12 protein-coding genes are annotated in these 23,296 nt (G+C 58.6%); all 12 read right to left on the bottom strand.

What is annotated here, in order from left to right; all coding sequences use genetic code 11:
- Window positions 1-39 precede the first annotated feature (39 nt).
- The 12 genes from fusA to narJ all read right to left on the bottom strand — a co-directional run bounded on the left by fusA (window position 40) and on the right by narJ (window position 23,294).
- Entirely contained in the window at window positions 40-2,154 is a 2,115-nt protein-coding gene (gene fusA, locus HMPREF2630_RS04800; protein WP_049343392.1) for an elongation factor G, read from the bottom strand.
- Between the two features lie 72 nt (window positions 2,155-2,226).
- Window positions 2,227-2,697, bottom strand: a complete 471-nt coding sequence (gene rpsG, locus HMPREF2630_RS04795) for a 30S ribosomal protein S7 (protein ID WP_005504941.1) — start codon at window positions 2,695-2,697, stop codon at window positions 2,227-2,229.
- The gene (gene rpsL, locus HMPREF2630_RS04790; protein ID WP_005504939.1) at window positions 2,697-3,071 is read right to left on the bottom strand and encodes a 30S ribosomal protein S12; all 375 of its coding nucleotides are present in this window, start codon (window positions 3,069-3,071) and stop codon (window positions 2,697-2,699) included. The genes rpsG and rpsL overlap by 1 nt, the downstream gene beginning before the upstream one ends.
- Before the next feature lie 611 nt (window positions 3,072-3,682).
- Window positions 3,683-5,719 carry a neutral/alkaline non-lysosomal ceramidase N-terminal domain-containing protein gene (locus HMPREF2630_RS04785; protein WP_049343393.1) on the bottom strand — a complete coding sequence of 679 codons (2,037 nt, stop codon included), beginning with the start codon at window positions 5,717-5,719 and terminating at the stop codon, window positions 3,683-3,685.
- A 608-nt stretch (window positions 5,720-6,327) separates the two neighbouring features.
- Window positions 6,328-10,239: a DNA-directed RNA polymerase subunit beta' gene (locus HMPREF2630_RS04780; RefSeq protein ID WP_049343394.1), complete on the bottom strand. Its 3,912-nt coding sequence runs from the start codon at window positions 10,237-10,239 to the stop codon at window positions 6,328-6,330.
- Between the two features lie 110 nt (window positions 10,240-10,349).
- Complete coding sequence (gene rpoB, locus HMPREF2630_RS04775) at window positions 10,350-13,856, bottom strand: DNA-directed RNA polymerase subunit beta (RefSeq protein ID WP_049331898.1); 3,507 nt, start codon at window positions 13,854-13,856, stop codon at window positions 10,350-10,352.
- Window positions 13,857-14,205: 349 nt separating this feature from the next.
- The gene (locus tag HMPREF2630_RS04770; protein WP_053090111.1) at window positions 14,206-15,702 is read right to left on the bottom strand and encodes an L-serine ammonia-lyase; all 1,497 of its coding nucleotides are present in this window, start codon (window positions 15,700-15,702) and stop codon (window positions 14,206-14,208) included.
- A 312-nt stretch (window positions 15,703-16,014) separates the two neighbouring features.
- A complete protein-coding gene (gcvT, locus tag HMPREF2630_RS04765) occupies window positions 16,015-17,133 on the bottom strand; it encodes a glycine cleavage system aminomethyltransferase GcvT (protein WP_049343395.1) in 1,119 nt (372 codons plus the stop codon).
- Window positions 17,134-17,295: 162 nt separating this feature from the next.
- Window positions 17,296-20,136: an aminomethyl-transferring glycine dehydrogenase gene (gene gcvP / locus HMPREF2630_RS04760; RefSeq protein WP_049343396.1), complete on the bottom strand. Its 2,841-nt coding sequence runs from the start codon at window positions 20,134-20,136 to the stop codon at window positions 17,296-17,298.
- A gap of 306 nt (window positions 20,137-20,442) precedes the next feature.
- On the bottom strand, window positions 20,443-21,666 hold the full coding sequence (locus HMPREF2630_RS04755; RefSeq protein WP_049343397.1) for an MFS transporter: 1,224 nt from the start codon (window positions 21,664-21,666) through the stop codon (window positions 20,443-20,445).
- A gap of 30 nt (window positions 21,667-21,696) precedes the next feature.
- The gene (gene narI, locus HMPREF2630_RS04750) at window positions 21,697-22,530 is read right to left on the bottom strand and encodes a respiratory nitrate reductase subunit gamma (RefSeq protein ID WP_049331893.1); all 834 of its coding nucleotides are present in this window, start codon (window positions 22,528-22,530) and stop codon (window positions 21,697-21,699) included.
- Between the two features lie 23 nt (window positions 22,531-22,553).
- A complete protein-coding gene (narJ, locus tag HMPREF2630_RS04745) occupies window positions 22,554-23,294 on the bottom strand; it encodes a nitrate reductase molybdenum cofactor assembly chaperone (RefSeq protein ID WP_049343398.1) in 741 nt (246 codons plus the stop codon).
- Between the last annotated feature and the right edge of the window lie 2 nt (window positions 23,295-23,296).

Here is a 23,296-nt window from a genome sequence, read left to right as displayed (position 1 = left end):
CAGGTTTTTAGCCCGTGGCCCACGGGTGAGACGCGAAAATTACTCGCCGCGGCTCTTCTGGATGATCTCGTCAGCGACGTTCTTGGGAACCTCGCCGTAGCTATCGAATGCCATCGAGAACACCGCACGACCCTGGGTCTTGCCACGCAGGTCGCCAATGTAACCGAACATTTCGGTCAGGGGCACGATAGCCTTGATGATCTTCACGCCGGATGCGTCCTCCATGGAACGAACCTGGCCACGGCGGGAGTTCAGGTCGCCGATCACGTCGCCCATGTACTCCTCGGGGGTACGAACCTCAACGTCCATCAGCGGCTCGAGCAGGACCGGGTTAGCGCGCTTAGCGCCTTCCTTGAAGACCATCGAACCAGCGATCTTGAACGCCATTTCGGAGGAGTCGACGTCGTGGTAAGCACCGTCGAGCAGGGTTGCCTTCACGCCCACCATCGGGTAGCCAGCGAGGACACCGAACTTCATGGCGTCCTGGATACCAGCGTCGACCGAGGGGATGTACTCGCGAGGAACGCGGCCACCGGTGACCTTGTCCTCGAACTCGTACAGCACTTCGCCGTCCAGGGGCAGGGGCTCGAAGGAGACCTGCACCTTTGCGAACTGACCGGAACCACCGGTCTGCTTCTTGTGGGTGTAGTCGACCTTCTCGACTGCCTTCTTGATGGTCTCGCGGTATGCAACCTGAGGCTTACCAACGTTAGCCTCGACCTTGAACTCACGCTTCATACGGTCGACGATGATGTCCAGGTGCAGCTCACCCATACCACCGATTTCGGTCTGACCGGTTTCTTCGTTCAGCGAAACGGTGAAGGTGGGGTCCTCAGCGGAGAGCTTCTGGATAGCGGTGGACATCTTCTCCTGGTCACCCTTGGTCTTGGGCTCAATAGCCACGAAGATCACGGGGTCGGGGAAGGTCATCGACTCGAGAACAATCGGGTGTGCGGGGTCGCACAGGGTGTCACCGGTGGTAGTGTCCTTCAGACCGATTGCTGCGTAAATGTGACCTGCGGTGATCTCCTCAACAGGGTTCTCCTTGTTGGAGTGCATCTGGAAGAGCTTACCGATGCGCTCCTTCTTACCCTTAGTGGAGTTCAGAACCTGCTGGCCCTGCGCTGCCACACCGGAGTACACGCGGGTGTAGGTCAGCTGACCGTAGAACGGGTGAGCCGCAACCTTGAATGCCAGCGCTGCGAAGGGCTCGTCAGCGGATGCCTTACGGGTCAGCTTCTCTTCCTCGTTGGAGGGGTTGGAGCCGACGACGTCCGGAACGTCCAGCGGGGAGGGCAGGTAATCAATCACGGCGTCCAGCATGGGCTGAACACCGCGGTTCTTGAATGCAGAACCGCAGAGAACGGGGAATGCCTCGCCTGCGATCACGAGCTGGCGGATACCAGCCTTGATCTCGGGGATGGTCAGCTCGCCCTCTTCGAGGTACTTCTCCATGAGCTCTTCGCTGGACTCGGCAACAGCCTCCACCAGCTCGGAGCGGTACTGCTCAGCCTTCTCAACCAGGTCAGCAGGAATGTCCTGAACCTCGTAGGAGGCACCCATGGTCACGTCGCCCTTGGCGTCGCCGGGCCACACATATGCCTTCATCTCGAGCAGGTCGACAACGCCGATGAAGTCGCTCTCAGCACCGATGGGGAGCTGGAGGACCAGCGGGCGAGCGCCCAGGCGGTCGATGATGGTCTGAACGGTGAAGTAGAAGTCCGCGCCCATCTTGTCCATCTTGTTGACGAAGCAGATACGGGGGACGTCGTACTTGTCAGCCTGACGCCAAACGGTCTCAGACTGGGGCTCAACACCTTCCTTGCCGTCGAACACAGCAACTGCGCCGTCGAGGACGCGCAGGGAGCGCTCAACCTCAACGGTGAAGTCGACGTGGCCGGGGGTGTCGATAATGTTGATCTGGTTGCCCTTCCAGAAGCAGGTGGTTGCTGCGGAGGTAATGGTGATACCTCGCTCCTGCTCCTGAGCCATCCAGTCCATGGTGGAAGCGCCGTCGTGGGTCTCACCGATCTTGTGGTTAATACCGGTGTAGAACAGAATGCGCTCAGTGGTGGTGGTCTTACCGGCGTCGATGTGCGCCATAATACCGATGTTGCGGACCTTGTTAAGGTCGGTGAACACGTCAAGTGCCACGTTATTCTCCCTAAATGAGATACTCCGAAAGCCTGCCGACTCGAATCGACTCGGCAGGCTCTAAACGGAGAATTACCAGCGGTAGTGTGCGAAGGCCTTGTTGGACTCGGCCATCTTGTGAGTGTCCTCGCGACGCTTCACAGCGGCACCGAGACCGTTGGACGCATCCAGGATCTCGTTCATCAGACGCTCAGTCATGGTCTTCTCGCGGCGCTGCTTGGAGAAGCCAACGAGCCAGCGGAGAGCCAGAGCGGTGGAACGGCCGGGGCGAACCTCAACCGGAACCTGGTAGGTTGCACCGCCAACGCGGCGGGAGCGAACCTCGAGAGAAGGCTTGATGTTGTCCATAGCCTTCTTCAGGGTTGCGACCGGATCGGAACCGGTCTTCTTCTCGACGCCCTCGAGGGCACCGTAGACGATGCGCTCTGCGACGGACTTCTTACCGTCCAGCAGAACCTTGTTGATCAGCTGAGTGACCAGCGCAGAACCGTAAACAGGATCGTTTACGAGGGGACGCTTGGGAGCGGGACCCTTACGAGGCATTACTTCTTCTCCTTCTTAGCGCCGTAGCGGGAGCGAGCCTGGCCGCGACCCTTAACACCCTGGGTATCCAGAGCGCCACGAACGATCTTGTAGCGAACACCGGGGAGGTCCTTCACACGACCACCGCGAACGAGCACAATCGAGTGCTCCTGCAGGTTGTGGCCCTCACCGGGGATGTATGCGGTAACCTCGACGCCGCCGTTGAGCTTGACACGAGCGACCTTACGCAGTGCCGAGTTCGGCTTCTTCGGGGTGGTGGTGTACACACGGGTGCACACGCCACGCTTCATGGGGTTGCCCTTCAGTGCGGGCGCCTTGGTCTTAACGACCTTGGGAGTCCGGCCCTTACGGACCAGCTGCTGAATAGTAGGCACGTTTTCTCCGTTGCTTGATCGGGTTTCTCGTTGGAGAAGCCCGTATAAACTTACTGGCCCCCATCGCGGTGGATGGGTGCTCTCGGTTATCAGAAACGCTCGGGTGCACTGGGCACTCCGGTTGGTTTCTATAGGTTCCTCAACTCTCGGCGAGTTCTGTTCCCTTTTCATCTTTCATCCGAAGACGAAAAGTTTTTGGGCACACGTAAAAATGGCATTTAGGCGTCAGCAAAAAGCAACGCCAAAGGACGGTATCCATACTGCCATTGATTCGTTTGCCCGTATCCTCGGAAAGTCCCGAGGGAACCCACCAAGGGTGGATCCAGTACACCGAGCTCAAGTACTTCGCATAAGACTATACAGGTTAAACTCGGCTTAATCTAGCGGGACTGCGCGGATTTTCCACTTTTAAGCAGATATTGAAGGCAGTTTCCGGTGATTTGCACCACTTAAATTACATGCTTGCAATTCTGTCCTTATCAACTCCCACGGCATCACCCCGACACCCCGTTATACGAATATACGAAAAGTCGCCAAGAACCCGAGTTCTTGGCGACTTCTCATGTACCGGCAAAGGCGCAAGCGTCGCCCAATCCCGTTGCTGTCAGTATTTAGACAACCTGGAACTGGCGAGTCTGACCTTCAAAGTTGGTCTTCGCACCCGTAATCTTCTTTGCGGTGCCGAAATAACGAATGCGGTACTGGCCCTTTGGGGTATTCAAGGGAACCTTCCAACGAACCGTCACCTGCGAGGCGGCAATACCCATGCGCTTCCACTCGTAGAAGGTATCCGGGTTGTTATCGCCCGTGTAGTACTTCCAGGTATTACCCACACGACGCTCAATTACAAAGTAGCTACCGTCGTGATGCATGTTGTTGTTCGGGTGCGCACCCACGAAACGAGCAGAGACTTCCTGGCGGCCAGCAATCGCATCCTGAGGCTGCTGGGTCACCTGACCGTAACGAGTGCCGAACATCGGGGTATCGTAGACAACCTTACCCTGCAGGCTGGCTACCGGGCGACGATCATTCGGACGGTCGCCAATACCCAGCGGCGTGCCATTCTTCAGCGAAGTTCCAACAACATTAATGGTCTGACGGAACGCGCTGGAGGTGTAACGACCAAAGAGGGTCGCGCCGCCTTCATACTGCTGAGAGTCATACTCCTCAGGAGTCGTCACGTAGTGGTCGTAGGCGTTGGTGTAGCCCTGCAGAATAATGTGCGATTCGGGAACACCGAAGAGCTTGGCAGCATCCTGACGATACTGCACACCTACCGCACCGGTGAACTCACCGGGCATACCCAGCAGGTAGTAGTCACCGAAGCGCATAATCTGCACCGGATACTTTTCCTGAATGATCGTTCCATTTTTTGCAGAGAAGAGAATACCCTTCGGCTGCTGGCAACGCGTCTGGGCAGCACTCGGAGTGAATACCAGAGTACCCAGAATAGAGGGGCGACCGGAGCCTTCCTTATAGACAGCCCAGCCACCGCCACCATCCTCGGTGGACCCCGCACCGAACGGAGTACCCAGGAAGCCCTGACAAGTTCGCTCATTATGGCCACTGCCGGTGTACTTGGCATCCACATTCATACCCGAGAAGTTGAAGTACGAAATACGCGAATCCAAGCCCTTACCCACCGGAGTACCCGAGCTCTTCAACTGAGAACGCACAGCATTAGCCTGCTTCTCACCCTGAATCTTCACATTCTTGAACTGGTCATTAGTGGGACCCTGACCAGGCTTCAACCAAGTATTCGGAGAAACATCACCAGCATTAGCATTAGCAAACGCCGCAACGAAACCATCGCCGCTACCGGGAACATTGCGGTCAACGCCATGATCCTGAGTCTCCAGCAGATACTCCGCATAACCCTTGTTATCACTCGAAATCAGAGTATTCTTCGAGGTCAAAGAAGTCGGGTGAATCGCATACCAGTTCAACACCGCACGAGTCTTACCGTTGCGCTCCAGACGCAAGGTCATGTTAGTCGGGTCGGTACCGTTCGGAAGCTTGGAACGCAGCTCCTGCGAATCTCGGTTATAAGCCTCGCGCGAACGGTTCACACCCACACCCGTGAGCTTAGAGGTCGAGACCGTCAGGTTGCCAGGGGCCAGATCTCTCGTTGCCTGACGCACGGCCTTCATGGTTCCCTCAACCTGGGCATTAAAGGTGTCCTGGTGGAATCCCAGGGTCGTGATGTTGTACAGGCTCTGATGGGTAATGCCGCCCGGGGTGGCATGCGTATGAGTTGCGGTAATCATGATGTTCGATTCCGAGTATTCAGATCCATACTCGGCGCGGATACGCTTGACCAGCTCATCTCGGAGAGACTGCCAGCCAGTGAGAGCATCCAACACCACGATGAGGTTACGCTGACCGCTGGCACGGTCAACAGCAATAAAGGCGCGAGCATACTGACGGGTATGCACGCCGCTACCCTTCTGGGAAGTCTCGCCGTAGCCCATGAAACCGACCTCGCCGGGTTCACCGGTAATATCGGCTGCGCCGGCACCCACGAGGTAGGGCGTGGCTTGGGAGGCTTGAGCCGCGGGGGCCGCCCCGGCCATCTGGCCGGAAGGCAAAATTGCGGAGGCGGCAATCAGGCAGGCGGCGCCCACACGTGCCAGAGATCGCTTGGGCATGACGAGTCGTGAAAACAGAGAGTTCTTGGCCTTCGTTGCGGACGAGGACGCAAATACCTGCTGGAACGAGGGACACGGAGCGATACCGGAAGTATGCAGGGTGAAGCTATTTCCCCCCGATCCGGAAGTGACTGGAGTGATATGCATGCCTTCAAGAGTAAATCCAAGTCAGAGCGTTTTCCAATCACCCAAGCATCCTAATATACAAGAATATATATTCTTTATATTGCTCAACAAAAACGAATGAATGGTCTATAAAGGGGTGTTTACTCTAGTAAACCCAGCAAACCTAACCGCTCTCCCCCACCGCAAAAATTTGCAATCAAGAGAATTTTTCTCTCTGTGTAAATTCTGTTTCCACTGAGATCCTCCCAAAATATTTTGGAGAAACAACGAACTCAACGCGCACCCGTATCAAATCTTAAAGACAGGATTCAGAAAAGCCTCAACCCCTGCCCTAACCATCGTGATTGGAAAAGCCTGGGTTCCTTCTCTCTCATATCCCACCCACACGCGGATACGCAAAAAGCGCGGATACCCGAGAGAAATCTCGAGTATCCGCGCTTTTATGAATGCTTAGGCTTCAAACCTAGCGAGCAACAGGAAGCTTAGAGCTCCAGGCCGCGGCCGTACTCGTCCAGCGAAACGGCGCGGAAACCGCCGTTGTTACCGTAGGAGTACACTTCGCTGTCGATCTGGAAAGCACTCGGGTAACCGCCGCCGAAGGTGTCCAGAGACTGCAGACGTTCAGCGGTAGCCTGAGCGCTCGGCTCAACCTCAATATCGTTGTAACGTGCCAGACCGGTACCGGCAGGAACCAGCTTACCGATGATCACGTTCTCCTTCAGGCCGAGCAGCGGGTCGGTCTTAGCCTCCATAGCTGCCTGAGTCAGGACGCGGGTGGTCTCCTGGAAGGAGGCCGCCGACAGCCAGGACTCGGTAGCCAGCGAAGCCTTGGTAATACCCATCATCTCGGGACGACCGGCAGCAGGCTTCTTGCCCTCGAGCAGAGCCTTGCGGTTTGCGGTCTGGAAGACAATGTTATCGACCAGCTCACCCGGCAGAAGGTCGGTGTCACCGGACTCAATCACGGTCACGCGACGCAGCATCTGGCGGACGATAACCTCGACGTGCTTGTCGTGGATTTCCACACCCTGCGACTTGTACACGCCCTGAACCTCGCTCACCAGGTGCTTCTGAGCCTCACGAGGACCGCGAATTCGCAGGACCTCCTTCGGGTCAACAGAACCGCTAGCCAGCTGGTCACCGACATGGACGTAATCGCCATTCTGCAGCTTAGAAGCCGCACGGCGCAGAACGGTGTAGGACTGGGGCTCAGAACCGTCGTCCGGGGTCACCACAATCTTGTAGGACTTCTCGGTATCCTCAATGGTCACGCGACCGGACACCTCAGAAATCGGGGCGACACCCTTGGGGGTACGGGCCTCGAACAGCTCCTGAATACGGGGCAGACCCTGGGTAATATCGTCTGCCGACGCCACACCACCGGTGTGGAAGGTACGCATGGTCAGCTGGGTACCGGGCTCACCAATCGACTGAGCCGCAATAATACCAACAGCCTCACCAATGTCGACCAGAACGTTCGAAGCCATCGAACGGCCGTAGCACAGTGCGCACACGCCGATAGCCGACTCACAGGTCAGAACCGAGCGGACACGCAGCTCCTTCACACCAGCCTTGAACAGCTTCTCGATGAGCTCATCGGAAACGTCAGCGCCAGCCTCAGCCAAAACGTTGCCAGCCTCGTCCTTCACGTCCACCGCGAGGGTACGACCGTGAATCGAAGTCTCAACGTCCGGGTGCAGGTTGCCGTCGGCGTCAACCAGCGGGAGCATCAGACCGCGGCGGGTGCCACAGTCATGCTCACGCACGATAACGTCCTGCGACACATCCACCAGACGACGGGTCAGGTAACCCGAGTTAGCGGTACGCAGTGCGGTATCAGCCAGACCCTTACGTGCACCGTGGGTTGCGATGAAGTACTCCAGAACCGACAGGCCCTCACGGTAGGAGGACTTAATCGGGCGAGGCATAATCTCACCCTTCGGGTTCGACACCAGACCACGGATACCCGCAATCTGACGGACCTGCATCCAGTTACCACGTGCACCAGAGGTCACCATGCGGTAAATGGTGTTCAGACCGCCGTGAGAGCTCAGGTTCTCACGCATAGCCTCAGCAACCACGTCGGTAGCCTCGGTCCAAACCTTAATCAGCTCCTGACGACGCTCTTCATCGTCAATGGTACCGATCTCGAAGTCGTCCTGAATTGCGGCAGCCTGCTTCTCGTAGCGCTCCATGATTGCCGGCTTCTCAGAGGGAGTAGCGATATCGGAGACGGCCACGGTCACACCCGAACGGGATGCCCAGTAGAAACCTGCGTTCTTCAGGTTATCCAGGGCACGAGCCACAACATCCATCGGGTAACGCTCAGCCAGATCGTTAATCAGGCTACCCAGACCCTTCTTGTCTGCCACACCGGTGAACCAGGGGTAGTCCTTCGGCAGAGCCTGGTTGAACAGGACCTGGCCAACGGTGCAGTCCAGCAGCACGGGGTCGCCGGGCTTGTAGCCCTCGGGAGCTTCCCAGCCCTCGGGAGCAACGAACTGGTCGCCGTCCAGCAGGATCTTCACCTTGGTGTACAGCTCAATCTCGTGACGATCCATCGCCATCAGAGCCTCAGAAACCGAGGAGAAAGCGTGGCCCTCGTTCTTCTGGCCATCGCGAGGAGTGGTCAGGTGGTACAGACCGATGATCATATCCTGCGAAGGAACGGCCACGGGACGGCCATCCGACGGCTTCAGGATGTTGTTCGAGGACAGCATGAGGATACGAGCCTCAGCCTGGGCCTCGGGAGACAACGGCAGGTGAACTGCCATCTGATCACCATCGAAGTCAGCGTTGAACGCGGAGCAAACCAGCGGGTGCAACTGAATAGCCTTACCCTCAACCAGCTTCGGCTCAAATGCCTGAATACCGAGGCGGTGCAGGGTAGGTGCACGGTTCAGCAACACGGGGTGCTCGGCGATAACCTCTTCCAGAACGTCCCAAACCTGCGGGCGGAAACGCTCAACCATGCGCTTAGCGCTCTTAATGTTCTGAGCGTGGCTCAGCTCCACCAGACGCTTCATGACGAAGGGCTTAAAGAGCTCCAGCGCCATCTGCTTGGGCAGACCACACTGGTGCATCTGCAGCTGCGGACCAACCACAATCACGGAACGACCGGAGTAGTCCACGCGCTTACCCAGCAGGTTCTGACGGAAACGACCCTGCTTACCCTTGAGCATGTCCGACAGAGACTTCAGGGGACGGTTGCCGGGGCCGGTCACCGGACGGCCACGACGGCCGTTGTCGAAGAGCGAGTCCACAGCTTCCTGCAGCATACGCTTCTCGTTGTTCACGATGATCTCGGGAGCGCCCAGCTCCAGCAGACGCTTCAGACGGTTGTTACGGTTGATCACACGACGGTACAGGTCGTTCAGGTCGGAGGTCGCAAAGCGGCCACCGTCCAGCTGAACCATCGGGCGCAGCTCCGGCGGGATGACCGGAACAACGTCCAGAACCATACCCAGCGGGGAGTTGTTGGTGGTTAGGAAGGCGTTAACAACCTTCAGACGCTTCAGGGCACGGGTCTTCTTCTGGCCCTTACCGGTCTGAATAATCTCCTTGAGAGCCTCGGCCTCAGCTTCCAGGTCGAAAGACTCCAGACGCTTCTTGATAGCCTCGGCGCCCATGGCACCCTCAAAGTACATGCCGTACTTGTCCACCATGGAACGGTACAGAGCTTCGTTACCCTCGAGGTCAGCGACCTTCAGGGACTTGAAACGCTCCCACACGTTCTCCAGGTGAGCAACCTCGCGCTCGTAGCGCTTACGCACGGAGGCAAGCTGACGCTCAGCGTTATCGCGCAGCTTGCGCTTCTCAGCAGCCTTACCGCTCTCTGCCTCGATACGAGCCAGTTCGGACTCAACCTCACGGCTAATAGCGTTCACATCGGCGTTCAGAGCAGCCTCAAGCTCCTGCTTCTCACGGTCGTGAGCAGCCTGCAGCATCGGCAGATCCTCGTGACGAGCCTCCTCGTCAACGCTGGTAATCATGTACGCAGCGAAGTAAATGACCTTCTCCAGGTCCTTCGGAGCCAGATCCAGCAGGTAGCCCAGACGGGAAGGAACACCCTTGAAGTACCAAATGTGGGTCACGGGAGCGGCCAGCTCAATGTGGCCCATGCGCTCGCGACGCACCTTGGAACGGGTCACCTCAACGCCACAGCGCTCACACACAATGCCCTTGAAGCGCACGCGCTTGTACTTACCGCAGTAGCACTCCCAGTCCTTGGTGGGGCCGAAGATACGCTCGTCGAAGAGACCGTCCTTCTCGGGCTTCAGGGTACGGTAGTTGATGGTCTCGGGCTTCTTAACCTCACCAAAGGACCAACGACGGATGTCGTCGGCGGTGGCGAGGCCAATTCGCATCAAACCAAGCGAAGATTCGTTGGACATATCGGTCCTAATCTCTTTCTGTAAGTTTCTGAAGACTTGGGTTAGCGGGCGGGAACCCCACAACGCACGCGAGCGCATGCGGGGTTCTCCACCCTAGAAGGAGGCGGTGCTTATGCCTCGTCGACCGAGCTGGGCTCGTCGTGGGTCAGGCTCACGCCCATATCTTCTGCTGCCCGGAAGCCTTCTTCCTCCGAGTCGCTCATCTCAATAATCTTGCCGTCGGTGGAGAGCACCTCAACGTTCAGGCACAGAGACTGCATTTCCTTGATAAGAACCTTGAAGGATTCGGGGATACCCGGCTCAGGGATGTTCTCGCCCTTCACGATAGCCTCGTAAACCTTCACACGGCCCGCCACGTCATCGGACTTGACGGTCAGGATTTCCTGCAGGGTGTATGCGGCGCCGTATGCCTCCAGCGCCCACACTTCCATCTCACCGAAGCGCTGACCACCGAACTGCGCCTTACCACCCAGAGGCTGCTGGGTAATCATCGAGTACGGACCGGTGGAACGAGCGTGAATCTTGTCATCCACCAGGTGGTGCAGCTTCAGGATGTACTGGTAACCAACCGAAATCGGGTCCGGGAACGGCTCACCGGAACGGCCGTCAATCAGACGTGCCTTACCGGAACGGTTGATCAGACGGTCGCCATCGCGGTTCGGGTTCGAGTGATCCATGAGGTCGAAGAGCTCGTCCTCGTGGGCACCGTCGAACACCGGGGTTGCCAGGCGGGTCGGGCCGGATTCCTTCGGGAAGTTCGGCATGTGCTTGAGCCACTCGGGCTCGCCCTCAATCTTCCAACCCTGCTTAGCCAGCCAACCGGTGTGGACTTCCAGAACCTGACCAATGTTCATACGACCGGGCACGCCCAGCGGGTTCAGGATGACGTCCACGGGGGTACCGTCTTCTAGGAAGGGCATATCCTCGATCGGCAGGATCTTGGAAATAACACCCTTGTTACCGTGGCGGCCTGCGAGCTTGTCGCCGTCGGTAATCTTACGCTTCTGAGCCACGTACACGCGGACCAGCTGGTTCACGCCCGGGGGCAAATCGTCCTCATCGTTGTTCTCGCGGTCGAAGATACGGATACCGATGACGGTACCGGACTCGCCGTGAGGAACCTTCAGGGAGGTGTCGCGAACCTCGCGAGACTTCTCACCGAAGATTGCGCGCAGCAGGCGCTCCTCGGGGGTCAGCTCGGTCTCGCCCTTGGGGGTGACCTTACCGACGAGGATGTCGCCAGCCTCAACCTCAGCACCGATGTGGATGATGCCGCGCTCGTCCAGAGCCGAGAGAACATCCTCGGACACGTTCGGAATATCGCGGGTAATCTCCTCGGGGCCCAGCTTGGTGTCGCGGGCGTCAATCTCATGCTCCTCAATGTGAATAGAGGTCAGCACGTCCTCAGAAACCATGCGCTGGGAGAGGATGATCGCATCCTCGTAGTTCAGGCCTTCCCACGGCATGTATGCCACGAGCAGGTTCTTACCCAGTGCCAGCTCGCCGCCGTCGGTGGAGGGGCCATCAGCAATAACGTCGCGGTACTCGACGCGCTGGCCTTCCTTCACCACAACGCGCTGGTTGTAGCAGTTACCCGGGTTCGAGCGGGAGAACTTCATGATCGGGTAGGTGGAGACAGAGCCGTCGTCGTTACGGACGATAACGGTCTTAGCGTCCACGGAGGAAACCACACCGGGCTTCTTCGCGAGCACGGAGTCACCGGAGTCCAGTGCTGCGTACTTCTCCATACCGGTACCAACCACGGGGGCCTCAGACTCCAGCAGGGGCACAGCCTGACGCTGCATGTTAGCACCCATCAGTGCTCGGTTAGCGTCGTCGTGCTCCAGGTAAGGAATCAGGGCGGTAGCCACGGACACCATCTGGCGCGGGGAGACGTCCATGTACTGAACGGCACCGGGAGCAACCAGAACGGCCTCACCAGAACCATCGCCTGCACGGCAGAGAACCTCGTTCTCAGCGAAGGTGCGGTCCGGGTTCAGAGGCGCGTTTGCCTGCGCGATAACAACAGACTTCTCGTCGTCAGCGGTCAGGTAGCGGACCTCATCGGTCACGCGACCATCGGTCACCACTCGGTAGGGGGTCTCGATGAAACCGAAGGAGTTGATGCGACCGTAGGTTGCCAGCGAACCAATCAGACCAATGTTCGGGCCTTCAGGGGTTTCGATGGGGCACATGCGGCCGTAGTGCGAGGGGTGCACGTCTCGCACTTCCATGCCTGCGCGGTCTCGGGACAGACCACCAGGGCCCAGAGCGGACAGACGACGCTTGTGGGTCAGACCCGCCAGCGGGTTGTTCTGGTCCATGAACTGGGACAGCTGAGAGGTACCGAAGAACTCCTTGATGGCTGCCACGACGGGGCGGATGTTCACCAGGGACTGCGGGGTGATAGCCTCAACGTCCTGGGTGGTCATGCGCTCGCGGACCACACGCTCCATACGGGACAGACCGGTACGGATCTGGTTCTCAATCAGCTCGCCCACGGTGCGGATGCGGCGGTTACCGAAGTGGTCGATATCGTCGATGTCGACCTTCAGGGAGATTTCCTTGCCGTCGCGTACGCCCGGGATGCTGGTCTCGCCAGCGTGCAGAGCGCAGAGGTAACGGATCATCTGGGCGATGTCGTCCTGGCTGAGCACGGAGGCCTCGGGGGAATCCAGGGGAACGTCCACGCCAAGCTTACGGTTCAGCTTGTAACGGCCGACCTTGGCCAGGTCGTAGCGGCGCGGGGTGAAGTACATGTTGTCCAGCAGAGCCTGGGCAGCCTCAACCGTCGGGGGCTCACCCGGGCGCAGCTTACGGTAGATGTCCAGCAGAGCCTCATCGCGGTCCTTGACGGAGTCCTTCTCGAGGGTTGCGCGGATGGAGTCGTACTGACCGAACTCAGCCAGAATCTTGGACTCGGTCCAGCCCAGGGCCTTGAGCAGAACGGTCACGGACTGCTTACGCTTGCGGTCCAGACGAACGCCCACCTGGTCGCGCTTGTCAATCTCAAGCTCGAACCATGCACCGCGGGAGGGAATCACGCGGGCCGAGTAGATGTCCTTATCGGAGGTGCGGTCCGGAGCCTTCTCGAAGTAGGCGCCGGGGGAACGCACCAGCTGGGAGACAACCACGCGCTCGGTACCGTTAATCACGAAGGTACCGGCCTCGGTCATCAGGGGGAAGTCGCCCATGAACAGGGTCTGCTGCTTAACCTCGCCGGTAGCGAGGTTCATGAATTCAGCCTTGATATACAGCGGTGCCGAGTAGGTTGCGTCGCGGTCCTTGCACTCCTCGACGGAGTACTTGGGGTCGGCGAACTCGGGCTCGGAGAAGGAGAGCTGCATGGTCTCCTGGAAGTCGCGAATCGGGGAAATCTCTTCAAAGATCTCAGCCAGACCGGACTTTGCGGGAACAGAGGTGTCACCAGCAGCCTGCGCGGACTCCAGACGCTCCAGCCAACGCTCGTTACCTACGAGGCGGTCGAAGCTATCGGTCTGGATAGCAAGCAGGTTGGGAACCTTCAGCGGTTCGTTAATCTTCGCGAATGAAATTCGGCGCGAGACGTTCTCTGCGCCGTTAGCGGCGTCATGGTTAGAGGTGCTTGAAGCGACCAAAATGGGGATCCTTCCACAGACATGTCTGTTAGCAATCAGCCTCCCGGCGACTTTACCGGCGACATGACGACCTCGGCCCCCGCATAAACGGTGCTCGAAGCTACAGATGTCGGACGGAAAACGTCACCTTCAGCCCGTGCCCACCGCTATATGAAGGCACAAAGGTTAGGGAAAGCGTAAATACTAACAATACAGGAAGAAATCTATTTTGTCTACCACACCCGAGGAGCGAGCGCAAACCTGACGCAGAAATGTATTTTCCATCCCGAAGAAGGACCGTACACGGATGGTCGCCGGTCGGTTCTCAAGGGCTCATCCTCCTGAGAGCCCGCCCGCTACCGCAAGGAACCTAGCACTCCACCACGTTAACGGCCAGGCCGCCCATCGAAGTTTCCTTGTAACGGTGCGACATATCCAGACCGGTCTGGCGCATCGTCTCAATCACCTGATCCAGCGACACACGGTGCATACCATCTCCGCGCAGGGCCATGCGCGCTGCAGTCACGGCGTTCGACGCGGCCATCGCATTACGCTCGATACACGGAATCTGCACCAGCCCACCCACGGGATCGCAGGTCAGGCCAAGGTTATGTTCCATTGCAATCTCGGCCGCGTTCTCCACCTGTTCGGGGGTTCCGCCCAGCACCTGAGCCAAGCCGGCAGCAGCCATCGAGCTGGCGCTGCCCACCTCGCCCTGACAACCTACCTCAGCGCCAGAAATCGAGGCGCGCTTCTTGTACAGCACACCCACGGCGGCCGAAGCCAGGAAGAAGTCCACGATCGCCTGCTCACGGGCGGCCTGGCCGCAATGGCGGATACCCGGGGTGTAGTTCATCGCGTAGTGTAGCACCGCCGGAATGATGCCGGATGCACCGTTCGTCGGGGCCGTCACCACACGGCCGCCAAAGGCGTTCTCCTCGTTTACAGCCAGAGCAATCAGGTTCACCCAGTCAATCGCAAACTCCGGAGACTTGCCGGGATCCTCCACCATCAGGTCACGGTGCCACGCACCCGCACGGCAACGCACCTTCAGTGGACCGGGCAGATACCCCACACGAGCCAGAGAGGAGCCGATGCACTCCTTCATGACGCGATAGATATGCAGGATGCCCGCGCGCACCTCCTGCTCCGTGCGTAGCGAACACTCATTCGCCATCTTCAGCTGTGCAATCGATAGGCCAGCCTCATTCGCCATCTCGACGAGCTCGGCACCCGACCCAAAGGGGTAGGGCGGGTTCGTGAGCGAGGCACCGCCGGTAGCTTCCTCGTCTCCCTCAACGATAAAGCCACCACCAATCGAGTAGTAGGTACGCTCCAGCAGTAGCTCCTCCCCCGCAAACGCGGCAATCTTCATGCCGTTCGTATGGCGCGGAAGAACAGTCAGGGGGCGCAAAGTCATGTCAATCTCACGGTAGTGCACCACCGGGCCGTACACCTTGCTCTCCTCGCCGCCGGGAGCATTCACTCCGTATGAGGAGGAAGGATATCCGGCCAGAGGCAGGGTACCGTCAACACTATTGCGCTCAATCATCGCTTCCGCAGCGGCGATATCAATCGTCTCGGGGACGAAGCCGCACAGCCCCTTCAACGCGGCGCTCATCGTACCGTGACCGGCACCGGTTGCCGCCAACGAACCGTACAAATCGATATGCACGCCGGTCACGCGGTCCAGCAGACCTTCATCAATCAGCTCAGCCACGAAACGATTCGACGCACGCATGGGACCCACGGTGTGGGAGCTGGAGGGACCAACACCAATACTGAACAGCTCAAAAACACTGATGTCGTAGGGAAGGGCCTCCGCCTTTTTCTGGGCGCTGCTGGGGGTGCTCTGATTAATCGCCACGTTCTGTCTTTCGAAGTCATTGCGTCCTGCGGGGCGCAGTCGCGCGGAATACCGGTTACCGAAAACTATCCGGCTCGGTATTCCACCTAATTCATATGAGGTAGTGATAACGGACAGTCCTCCTTGACTAACCGCTCTAATCCTAACGCACTTCCGAGGATGCAGAAACTAAGGTGAGGGTACGCCTCGGTTCCTCCTCTCTCCCCCGGCTGCTTCTTCTCAGTTGCCGCCCCGACACGCGAAAGGCGCCGTGTCCTCTCGGAAACACGGCGCCGTTCACCTCGCGGAGGTTACCTCACGCAGTATATTTCGTTACTTTTCGCGCTTGTAGAAGGGCAGAGCCACAACGTCGAAGGGTGCACGCTTACCGCGAATGTCCACGTCAACGGTGGAGCCAAGCTCCGAGAACTCACGGTTCACCAGTGCCATAGCAATCGGGAAGCCCAGAGTCGGGGAAGGAATACCGGAGGTAACCTCACCAATCTCATTGCCCTCGGAGTCCACCAGCTTGGAGCCGGCACGAGCAGGACGCTTTGCCTGAGCCTTCAGACCCACCAGGATACGCTTAGACTCGGACTTTGCCAGCTCGGACAGTGCCTCGCGGCCCACGAAGTCGGAGGCCTTCTTCTCCAGCGCAATCTCAACCAGGCGGCCCAGGCCGGACTCGAAGGGGGTGATGTCCAGACCCAGCTCGTGGCCGTACAGGGGCATACCGGCCTCAAGACGCAGGGAGTCGCGGGAAGCCAGACCCGCGGGGGTCAGGCCAAAGGGCTCACCGGCGGCAGCCAGCTTGTCCCACAGCTCAACTGCGTGCTCGTTCGGTACGAACAGCTCGAAGCCGTCCTCACCGGTGTAGCCGGTGCGGGCCAGCAGAACGTCAACGCCGGCGATGGTCAGCGGCACGGATGCGTAGTACTTCAGCTCGCGCACGGCATTCTCGTCAGAGGCACCGGCTGCCAGCAGAATCTCCTCCGCGCGAGGGCCCTGAACAGCAATCAGGGAGGTCTGATCCGACTCGTTGACGAACTCAACGTTGAAGTCGCCCAGGCGCTCGCTCATAGCAGCGTAATCGGTGTCAATGTTGGCCGCGTTGGGAACAACCATGAACTCTTCGTCGCCCAGGCGGTAGGTAATCAGATCGTCGATAACGCCACCCTTGTCATTGACCAGGATCGAGTACTTTGCCTTACCGACCTTCAGGATGGACATGTTCGACACCAGAGCGTAATCCAGGAACGCACCCGCATCCGGACCGGTCACACGGAACTCACCCATGTGAGAGAGGTCGAAGATACCCGCGCGGGTACGAACGGCTTCGTGCTCGGCAACGTCGTTCGAGTACTTCAGGGGCATATCCCAGCCACCGAAATCGGTGAAGGATGCGCCCAGCTTCTCGTGAACCGGGTACAGGGAGGTCTTCTTGGGGGACATTAGATTCTCCTCACGCACAGCTTTGTGCTGTTATTGCAATCATTGTGGTTATATCTCCCTCTCCGGCAGAGGACCAGGTAGGGAGCCTACCCCGCCCGTCTCGCGAGGAGACGGGCGGGGCGGGGTGAGCCCAGTGGCTACCCCTAGAGCGTCAAACGCTCCTTATGCTTCCAGGTCGAAAGCCTCCATCGGGGGGCATTCGCACACGAAGTTACGGTCACCGCCGGCACCGTCAATACGGCCCACCGGAGTGAAGTACTTGTTGACGCGCAGGCTCGGAACCGGGAAGGCAGCCTGGGTGCGGGTGTACGCACGATCCCACTCGTCTGCGCTGACCACATCAACGGTGTGCGGTGCGTTGCGCAGGACGGAGTCCTCAACGGCGACCTTACCCTCGGCGACCTCGATGATCTCGTCGTAGATGGTCTCCATCGCTTCGATGAAGCGGTCGAGCTCTTCCTTGGACTCGGACTCGGTCGGCTCAACCATCAGGGTGCCGGGAACCGGGAACGCCAGGGTCGGTGCGTGGAAGCCGTAGTCCATCAGACGCTTGCAGACGTCCTCTGCGGTCACGTGAGACTTATCGGTCAGGTGACGCAGGTCCAGAATGCATTCGTGAGCGACCAGACCGCCGGGGCCGGTGTACAGCACCGGGTACTTGTCGTTAAGCTTCTTCGCAATGTAGTTAGCGTTCAGAACCGCGTACTGCGAAGAGTCCTTCAGACCCTGAGCACCAGTCATCGCAATGTACATCCAGCTAATCGGCAGAACACCGGCAGAACCGAAGAACGCCTGCGAAATCGGCAGAGCAGCATCGTTGGGGAGCTTACCCTCAGAGTCAGCGCGGTATGCGTCACCGGGCAGGAACTTCGCCAGGTGCTCGCGAACAGCCAGCGGGCCAACACCGGGGCCGCCACCACCGTGCGGAATGGAGAAGGTCTTGTGCAGGTTCAGGTGCGAAACGTCGCCGCCGAACTTGCCGGGCTGAGCGAAGCCCATCTGAGCGTTCAAGTTCGCGCCATCCAGGTACACCTGGCCGCCAGCCTCGTGAACCAGCTGGCAAACCTCAGCAACCTGCTCCTCAAACACACCGTGAGTGGAAGGGTAGGTAATCATGATGCCGGCAACCTTGGGGCCGTACTTCTCAATCTTTGCCTTCAGGTCGTCAACATCAATCGAACCGTCAGCCGCAGTTGCCACACCGGCAACCTTCAGACCAGCCAGAGCAGCAGATGCCGCGTTGGTGCCGTGAGCAGACAGCGGAATCAGGACGGTATCGCGCTCGTGGTCACCGTTAGCCTCATGGAAGGAACGGATAGCGCGCAGACCAGCGTACTCACCGGTCGCACCCGAGTTCGGCTGCAGCGAGATAGCATCGTAACCGGTAATAGCAACCAGCCACTCGCTCAAATCCTTAATCAGCTCGTGCCAGCCCTCAGCCTGATCCTCCGGGACCAGCGGGTGGATGTTCGCGAACTCAGGCCAGGAGATGGGCTCCATCTCAGCAGCCGCGTTCAGCTTCATAGTGCACGAACCCAGCGGAATCATGGTGCGGTCAAGTGCCAGATCCTTGTCAGCGAGGTGACGCAGGTAGCGCATCATCTCGGTCTCGGAGCGGTACTTGTGGAAGACCGGGTGCTGCATATAGTCGTCGGTACGCAGCAGGTCGGAGGGCAGATCGTACTTCGAATCTGCCTCACCGAGGGTGCCGCCCAGAGCGGAAACTAGGGCCTTCAGCACCTCGTCGTCGTGGGACTCGCCCACCGAAATACCTACGCGGTCCTCGTCGAAGCGACGGATGTTGATACCGGCGTCCAGGGCCTTTGCGACGAGCTCATCAGCGCGGCCGGGGGCTTCTACCACGATGGTGTCGAAGAAGGTTTCGTGAGCGATGCCGTAGCCTGCAGCCTCCAGAGCGGTTGCCATACGTGCAGCGTTCGTGTGCAGGCGGTTCGCGATAGCGCGCAGCCCCTCGGGACCGTGGTACATCGCGTAAGCACCCGCGACGATGGCCAGCAGAGCCTGAGCGGTACAGATGTTAGAGGTAGCCTTCTCGCGGCGGATGTGCTGCTCACGAGTCTGCAGGGCCAGGCGGTAGGCCGGCTTGCCGGTCGGGTCCTTCGAGACACCCACCAGACGGCCCGGCATGGTGCGCTCCATGCCCTTGTGAACGGCCATGTAGCCAGCGTGCGGGCCGCCGAAGAAGAAGGGCAGGCCAAAGCGCTGGGTGTTACCAACTGCGATATCTGCGCCCAGTTCACCGGGAGACTTCAGCAGGGTCAGAGCCAACAGGTCGGCGTCCACCGTCACCAGGGCGTTACGTTCCTTAGCAGCCTTGATGAGCGGTTCGATATCACGGATTTCGCCGTCCTGGGCGGGGTAAGCCAGGATAATGCCGTACAGGTCGCCCTCGGGCAGGCCCTCGGAGAAATCGGTGATGACAAAGGGAATACCGAGCATCTCCGCACGGCCGCGGGTCACCGAAATAACCTGGGGCAGGCATCGAGAGTCAATAGCGAAGAAGCCGTTCTTCACCTTGCGGTTCGCACGGTGCATCATAACTGCGGCCTCAGCGACAGCGGAAGCCTCATCCAGCAGCGAGGAGTTAGCAATCTCCAGGCCGGTCAGCTCCATCACGGTGTTCTGGAAGTTCAGCAGAGCTTCCAGGCGACCCTGAGAAATCTCAGCCTGGTAGGGAGTGTAGGAAGTGTAGAAACCGGGGTTCTCCAGAATATTGCGGCGCAGAACAGCGGGGGTCACAGCGTCGTAGTAACCGGCGCCAATCATCTGTGCCAGGACCTTATTCTTAGCGGCGTAGCCGGCAATCTTCGAAAGAGCTTCATGCTCCGACAGCGGGGCGGGAAGCTGCAGCTCGCCGTCGAGGCGAATCTGCGAGGGGACAACAGCGTCCATCAGCGCATCCAGGGAAGAATATCCCAGGGTTTCGAGCATCTGCTCTGCGTCTGCGGAACGGGGGCCGAGATGACGATCAATAAAGGACATAGGGATTCTCCTATTGGTCGGCGCAAACCGTAGAGGGGTCACGTCGCGCTATTGCGACGAGTCGAACGCTTTAAGTGTCCCACATCTCCGCACATTTTTCTCACCATTATCACGATTCGACATGCTCGGAGACGATAACTCTTCTCCTAACCCTCATATTGACGACTCGAAGGATTCTCTCGCCCCTGATACCGAACAGAGCAAGGCCCCGGTTCGTTCTCCGTTACCGGAAGAACGAACCGGGGTCCCTATGAAAACAAGCTCAGATATACCTCTTACGAGGAATATCTAAATATCTTCAATGGATTACTTCTTAGCGTGATCCGGCTTGCCACCGTGCGGCACGAGGAATGCCGACAGAAAGGCGAGGAACGCGGTCACGGCCAGCAGCATCAGACCGATGAAGTAGTTGTTCTCAGCCTGGTTGTAGGTTGCACCCATCACCAGCGGCGGGAAGAAACCACCCAGAGCGCCAGCAGCAGCAACCACACCGGACACCGCACCAACGTTCTTCGGATCAGCCGCACGAGCCACCCAGCCGAAGACCGAGCCGTGGCCCAGACCCAGAAGAGCAGCCATCAGGATGAAAACAGCACCATACACGTGCTCAGCATCAGGCTGAAACGCGGTAATAACTGCCAGGATCACCACACCACCCAGGGAGATGAGGGTGATAATCTTCGGACCGAACTTATCAGCCAGCACACCACCGAAGGGACGAGCAATCACAGCAGCAACCGCAAAGCCAGCCGCACGCATACCAGCGTCGTTAGCGTTGAAGTTGTAGATGTTGCTCAGGTAAGTAGGCAGGTAGTTCGAGAATGCCACGAACGCACCGAACACAACAGCGTAGAGGAAGCACAGCTGCCAAGTGGTCTTCACCTTGAATGCCTGAACAATCTTCGGCATCAGCGGAGTGACCTCACGGCCAATGGTTGCCGGGGAATCCTTCAGGAACACGAAAGAAATCACGGCGGTTACTGCACAAATCACAGCAATCAGAATGTGAGTCGGGAAGTAACCGATACCCTGCACCAGGCGGGGGGTAGCGAATGCGGAAACCGCGGTACCCACCATGCCTGCACCGAACACGCCGGTTGCGAAGCCCTTCTTCGATGCGTCATACCATGCCGAGCTGAAGGGAATACCCACAGCGAACACGGTACCCGCAATACCCAGGAAGAAGGAGACAATCAGCAGCATGGGCAGAGAGTTCATCTGACCAGCCACGCCCACCAGCAGAACCAGCGGTGCGCTGACAGCCAGAACAATGGTGAACATAATACGACCACCGTAACGGTCAGTCAGACCGCCGACGGGAATACGGCCAATAGCGCCGATAAAAATCGGCATAGCCACCAGGAGGCTGGTCATACCAGCGTCCAGGTGCATCTGCTTCGCGTACATCTTCGCCAGCGGGCCAACGATGGTCCATGCCCAGAAACCAATGGTAGAGACGAAGGTAGCCAGCAGAACGTTAAAAAGCTGACCATTCTTTAGGTCGTAGCTCGGTGCAGCAGGGGTGCTCATATTTCCTCTTTTGCAATATGGATATGTGTATTAGCGGTCGGCACGCTCACGCGGGAGAGTACCCACCGGATCCCAGCCTCGACGTGCGCCCACACGCTGACCGCCACGGGTGCGGTACACGGTGTAGGGGCGGAAGACGTAGTGCAACGGCACGGTCAGTGCGTGCACCAGGCGGGTGAAGGGCCAAATAATGAACAGAACCATAGCTACGACGATGTGAATCTTGAAAGCCACGGGGATGTTCACCATCAGGGCCACCTCGGGGTGGAAGTAGAACAGCGAACGGAACCACACGGCAATGGTCTCACGGTAGTTGAAGTGAACTTCGTGACCATTGACCGGAGGCAGACCGCCCGACGGGTTCACTGCCGAAATCAGGGTAGCCGCGGTACCGGCGAGAATCACCAGAACCAGGACGATGTACATGAAAACATCGTTACGAGTGGTAGCCGCACGAACCTCAGAGTTCGTTGCACGGCGACCCAGCAAGATAAACATACCAACGATGGTGGCAACAGCCGCTGCAGAACCTGCAACCAGCGCCACAATGTGGTAAGTCTCATCCGAAACGACGAGGTCAGTCAGGAACTTGGGGACCACCAGACCACCAACGTGGCCCATAAAGACGGCGGCCAGGCCGTAGTGGAACAGCGGCGAACCGATGCGAAGCCACTTGCCTTCGTAAATCTGCGACGAGCGGGTCGTCCAGCCATACTGGTCGGTACGGTAACGCCAGATGGTGCCACCGATCAGAACGACCAGTGCAACATAGGGCAGAACGCCCCACAGCAGGATGTCTACGACGCCCGGATCGGCTACAGCGTGTGCAGCGTGTTCTGCGCTCTCAGAAGCAAGTACGTACACGTGTTGTCTCCTCAGGGATAAAACTAGTTAGAACGAGCCTGAGCCTGCTGGAGTAGCTGATGATCAGCGTAACCATTCAGGCCAACAGTCTCGACGGGCGGGCCGTAGCCGGCCATCCGCTGGACCTCTTCCTGGGTCTCGGGAGAGACGCCGGGAAGGGTCGCGCAGATGCTCTGCAACAACCCGTAGTGGGGCAAGCTTCCGTCCTTCATTGCAAGGCGGAGAAGCTCAAGGGAAGGACGGTACGCCTGCAGAGCCGAGCGACCCTTACGGCGATCAACCAGCGCACAGAATTCGAGCACCAGCGGCAGGTAATCCGGAAGCTCACCGTTCAAAACGGTCAGCATGCCGGAGTCGCGGTACATCTGCTTGAAACGCAGAAGGGTCTCACCGCGACGGCGAGTATCACCATCAGTCCAGTACGACAGGTGCAGGGAGTGACGACGCGAAAGATCGTATTCCTGCACGTACTCAGACTGCACGTCCTCCAGATCCTTGGAGGTAAGCCACTTCTGCATCGCATCAACAGCTGCGATGAAGGACTCGTCCTCAGTAGCCGCGGTGATGGCGACCAGTTCGGGGAGAACCTCCAGCATCTGCTCATCGGGATAGCCCAGGAGCATAGCGCTGACCTGGTAAATCACCGAGTCCTTGTCTTCGCCGGGTCCGTAGTCGATATCGAACGGATTCTCCGGCTGAGCCGGTTCCGAGGCTTGAGCCTCGGAACCGGCCTTGCCCATGAGCTTGGAAAAGAATCCAGCCACTT

Source organism: Rothia sp. HMSC072B03 (genome assembly GCF_001809565.1).
Taxonomy (GTDB): Bacteria; Actinomycetota; Actinomycetes; order Actinomycetales; family Micrococcaceae; genus Rothia; species Rothia mucilaginosa_A.
Note: the sequence above shows the minus strand (reverse complement) of the source record. Positions and strands in the feature narration are given on the sequence as shown.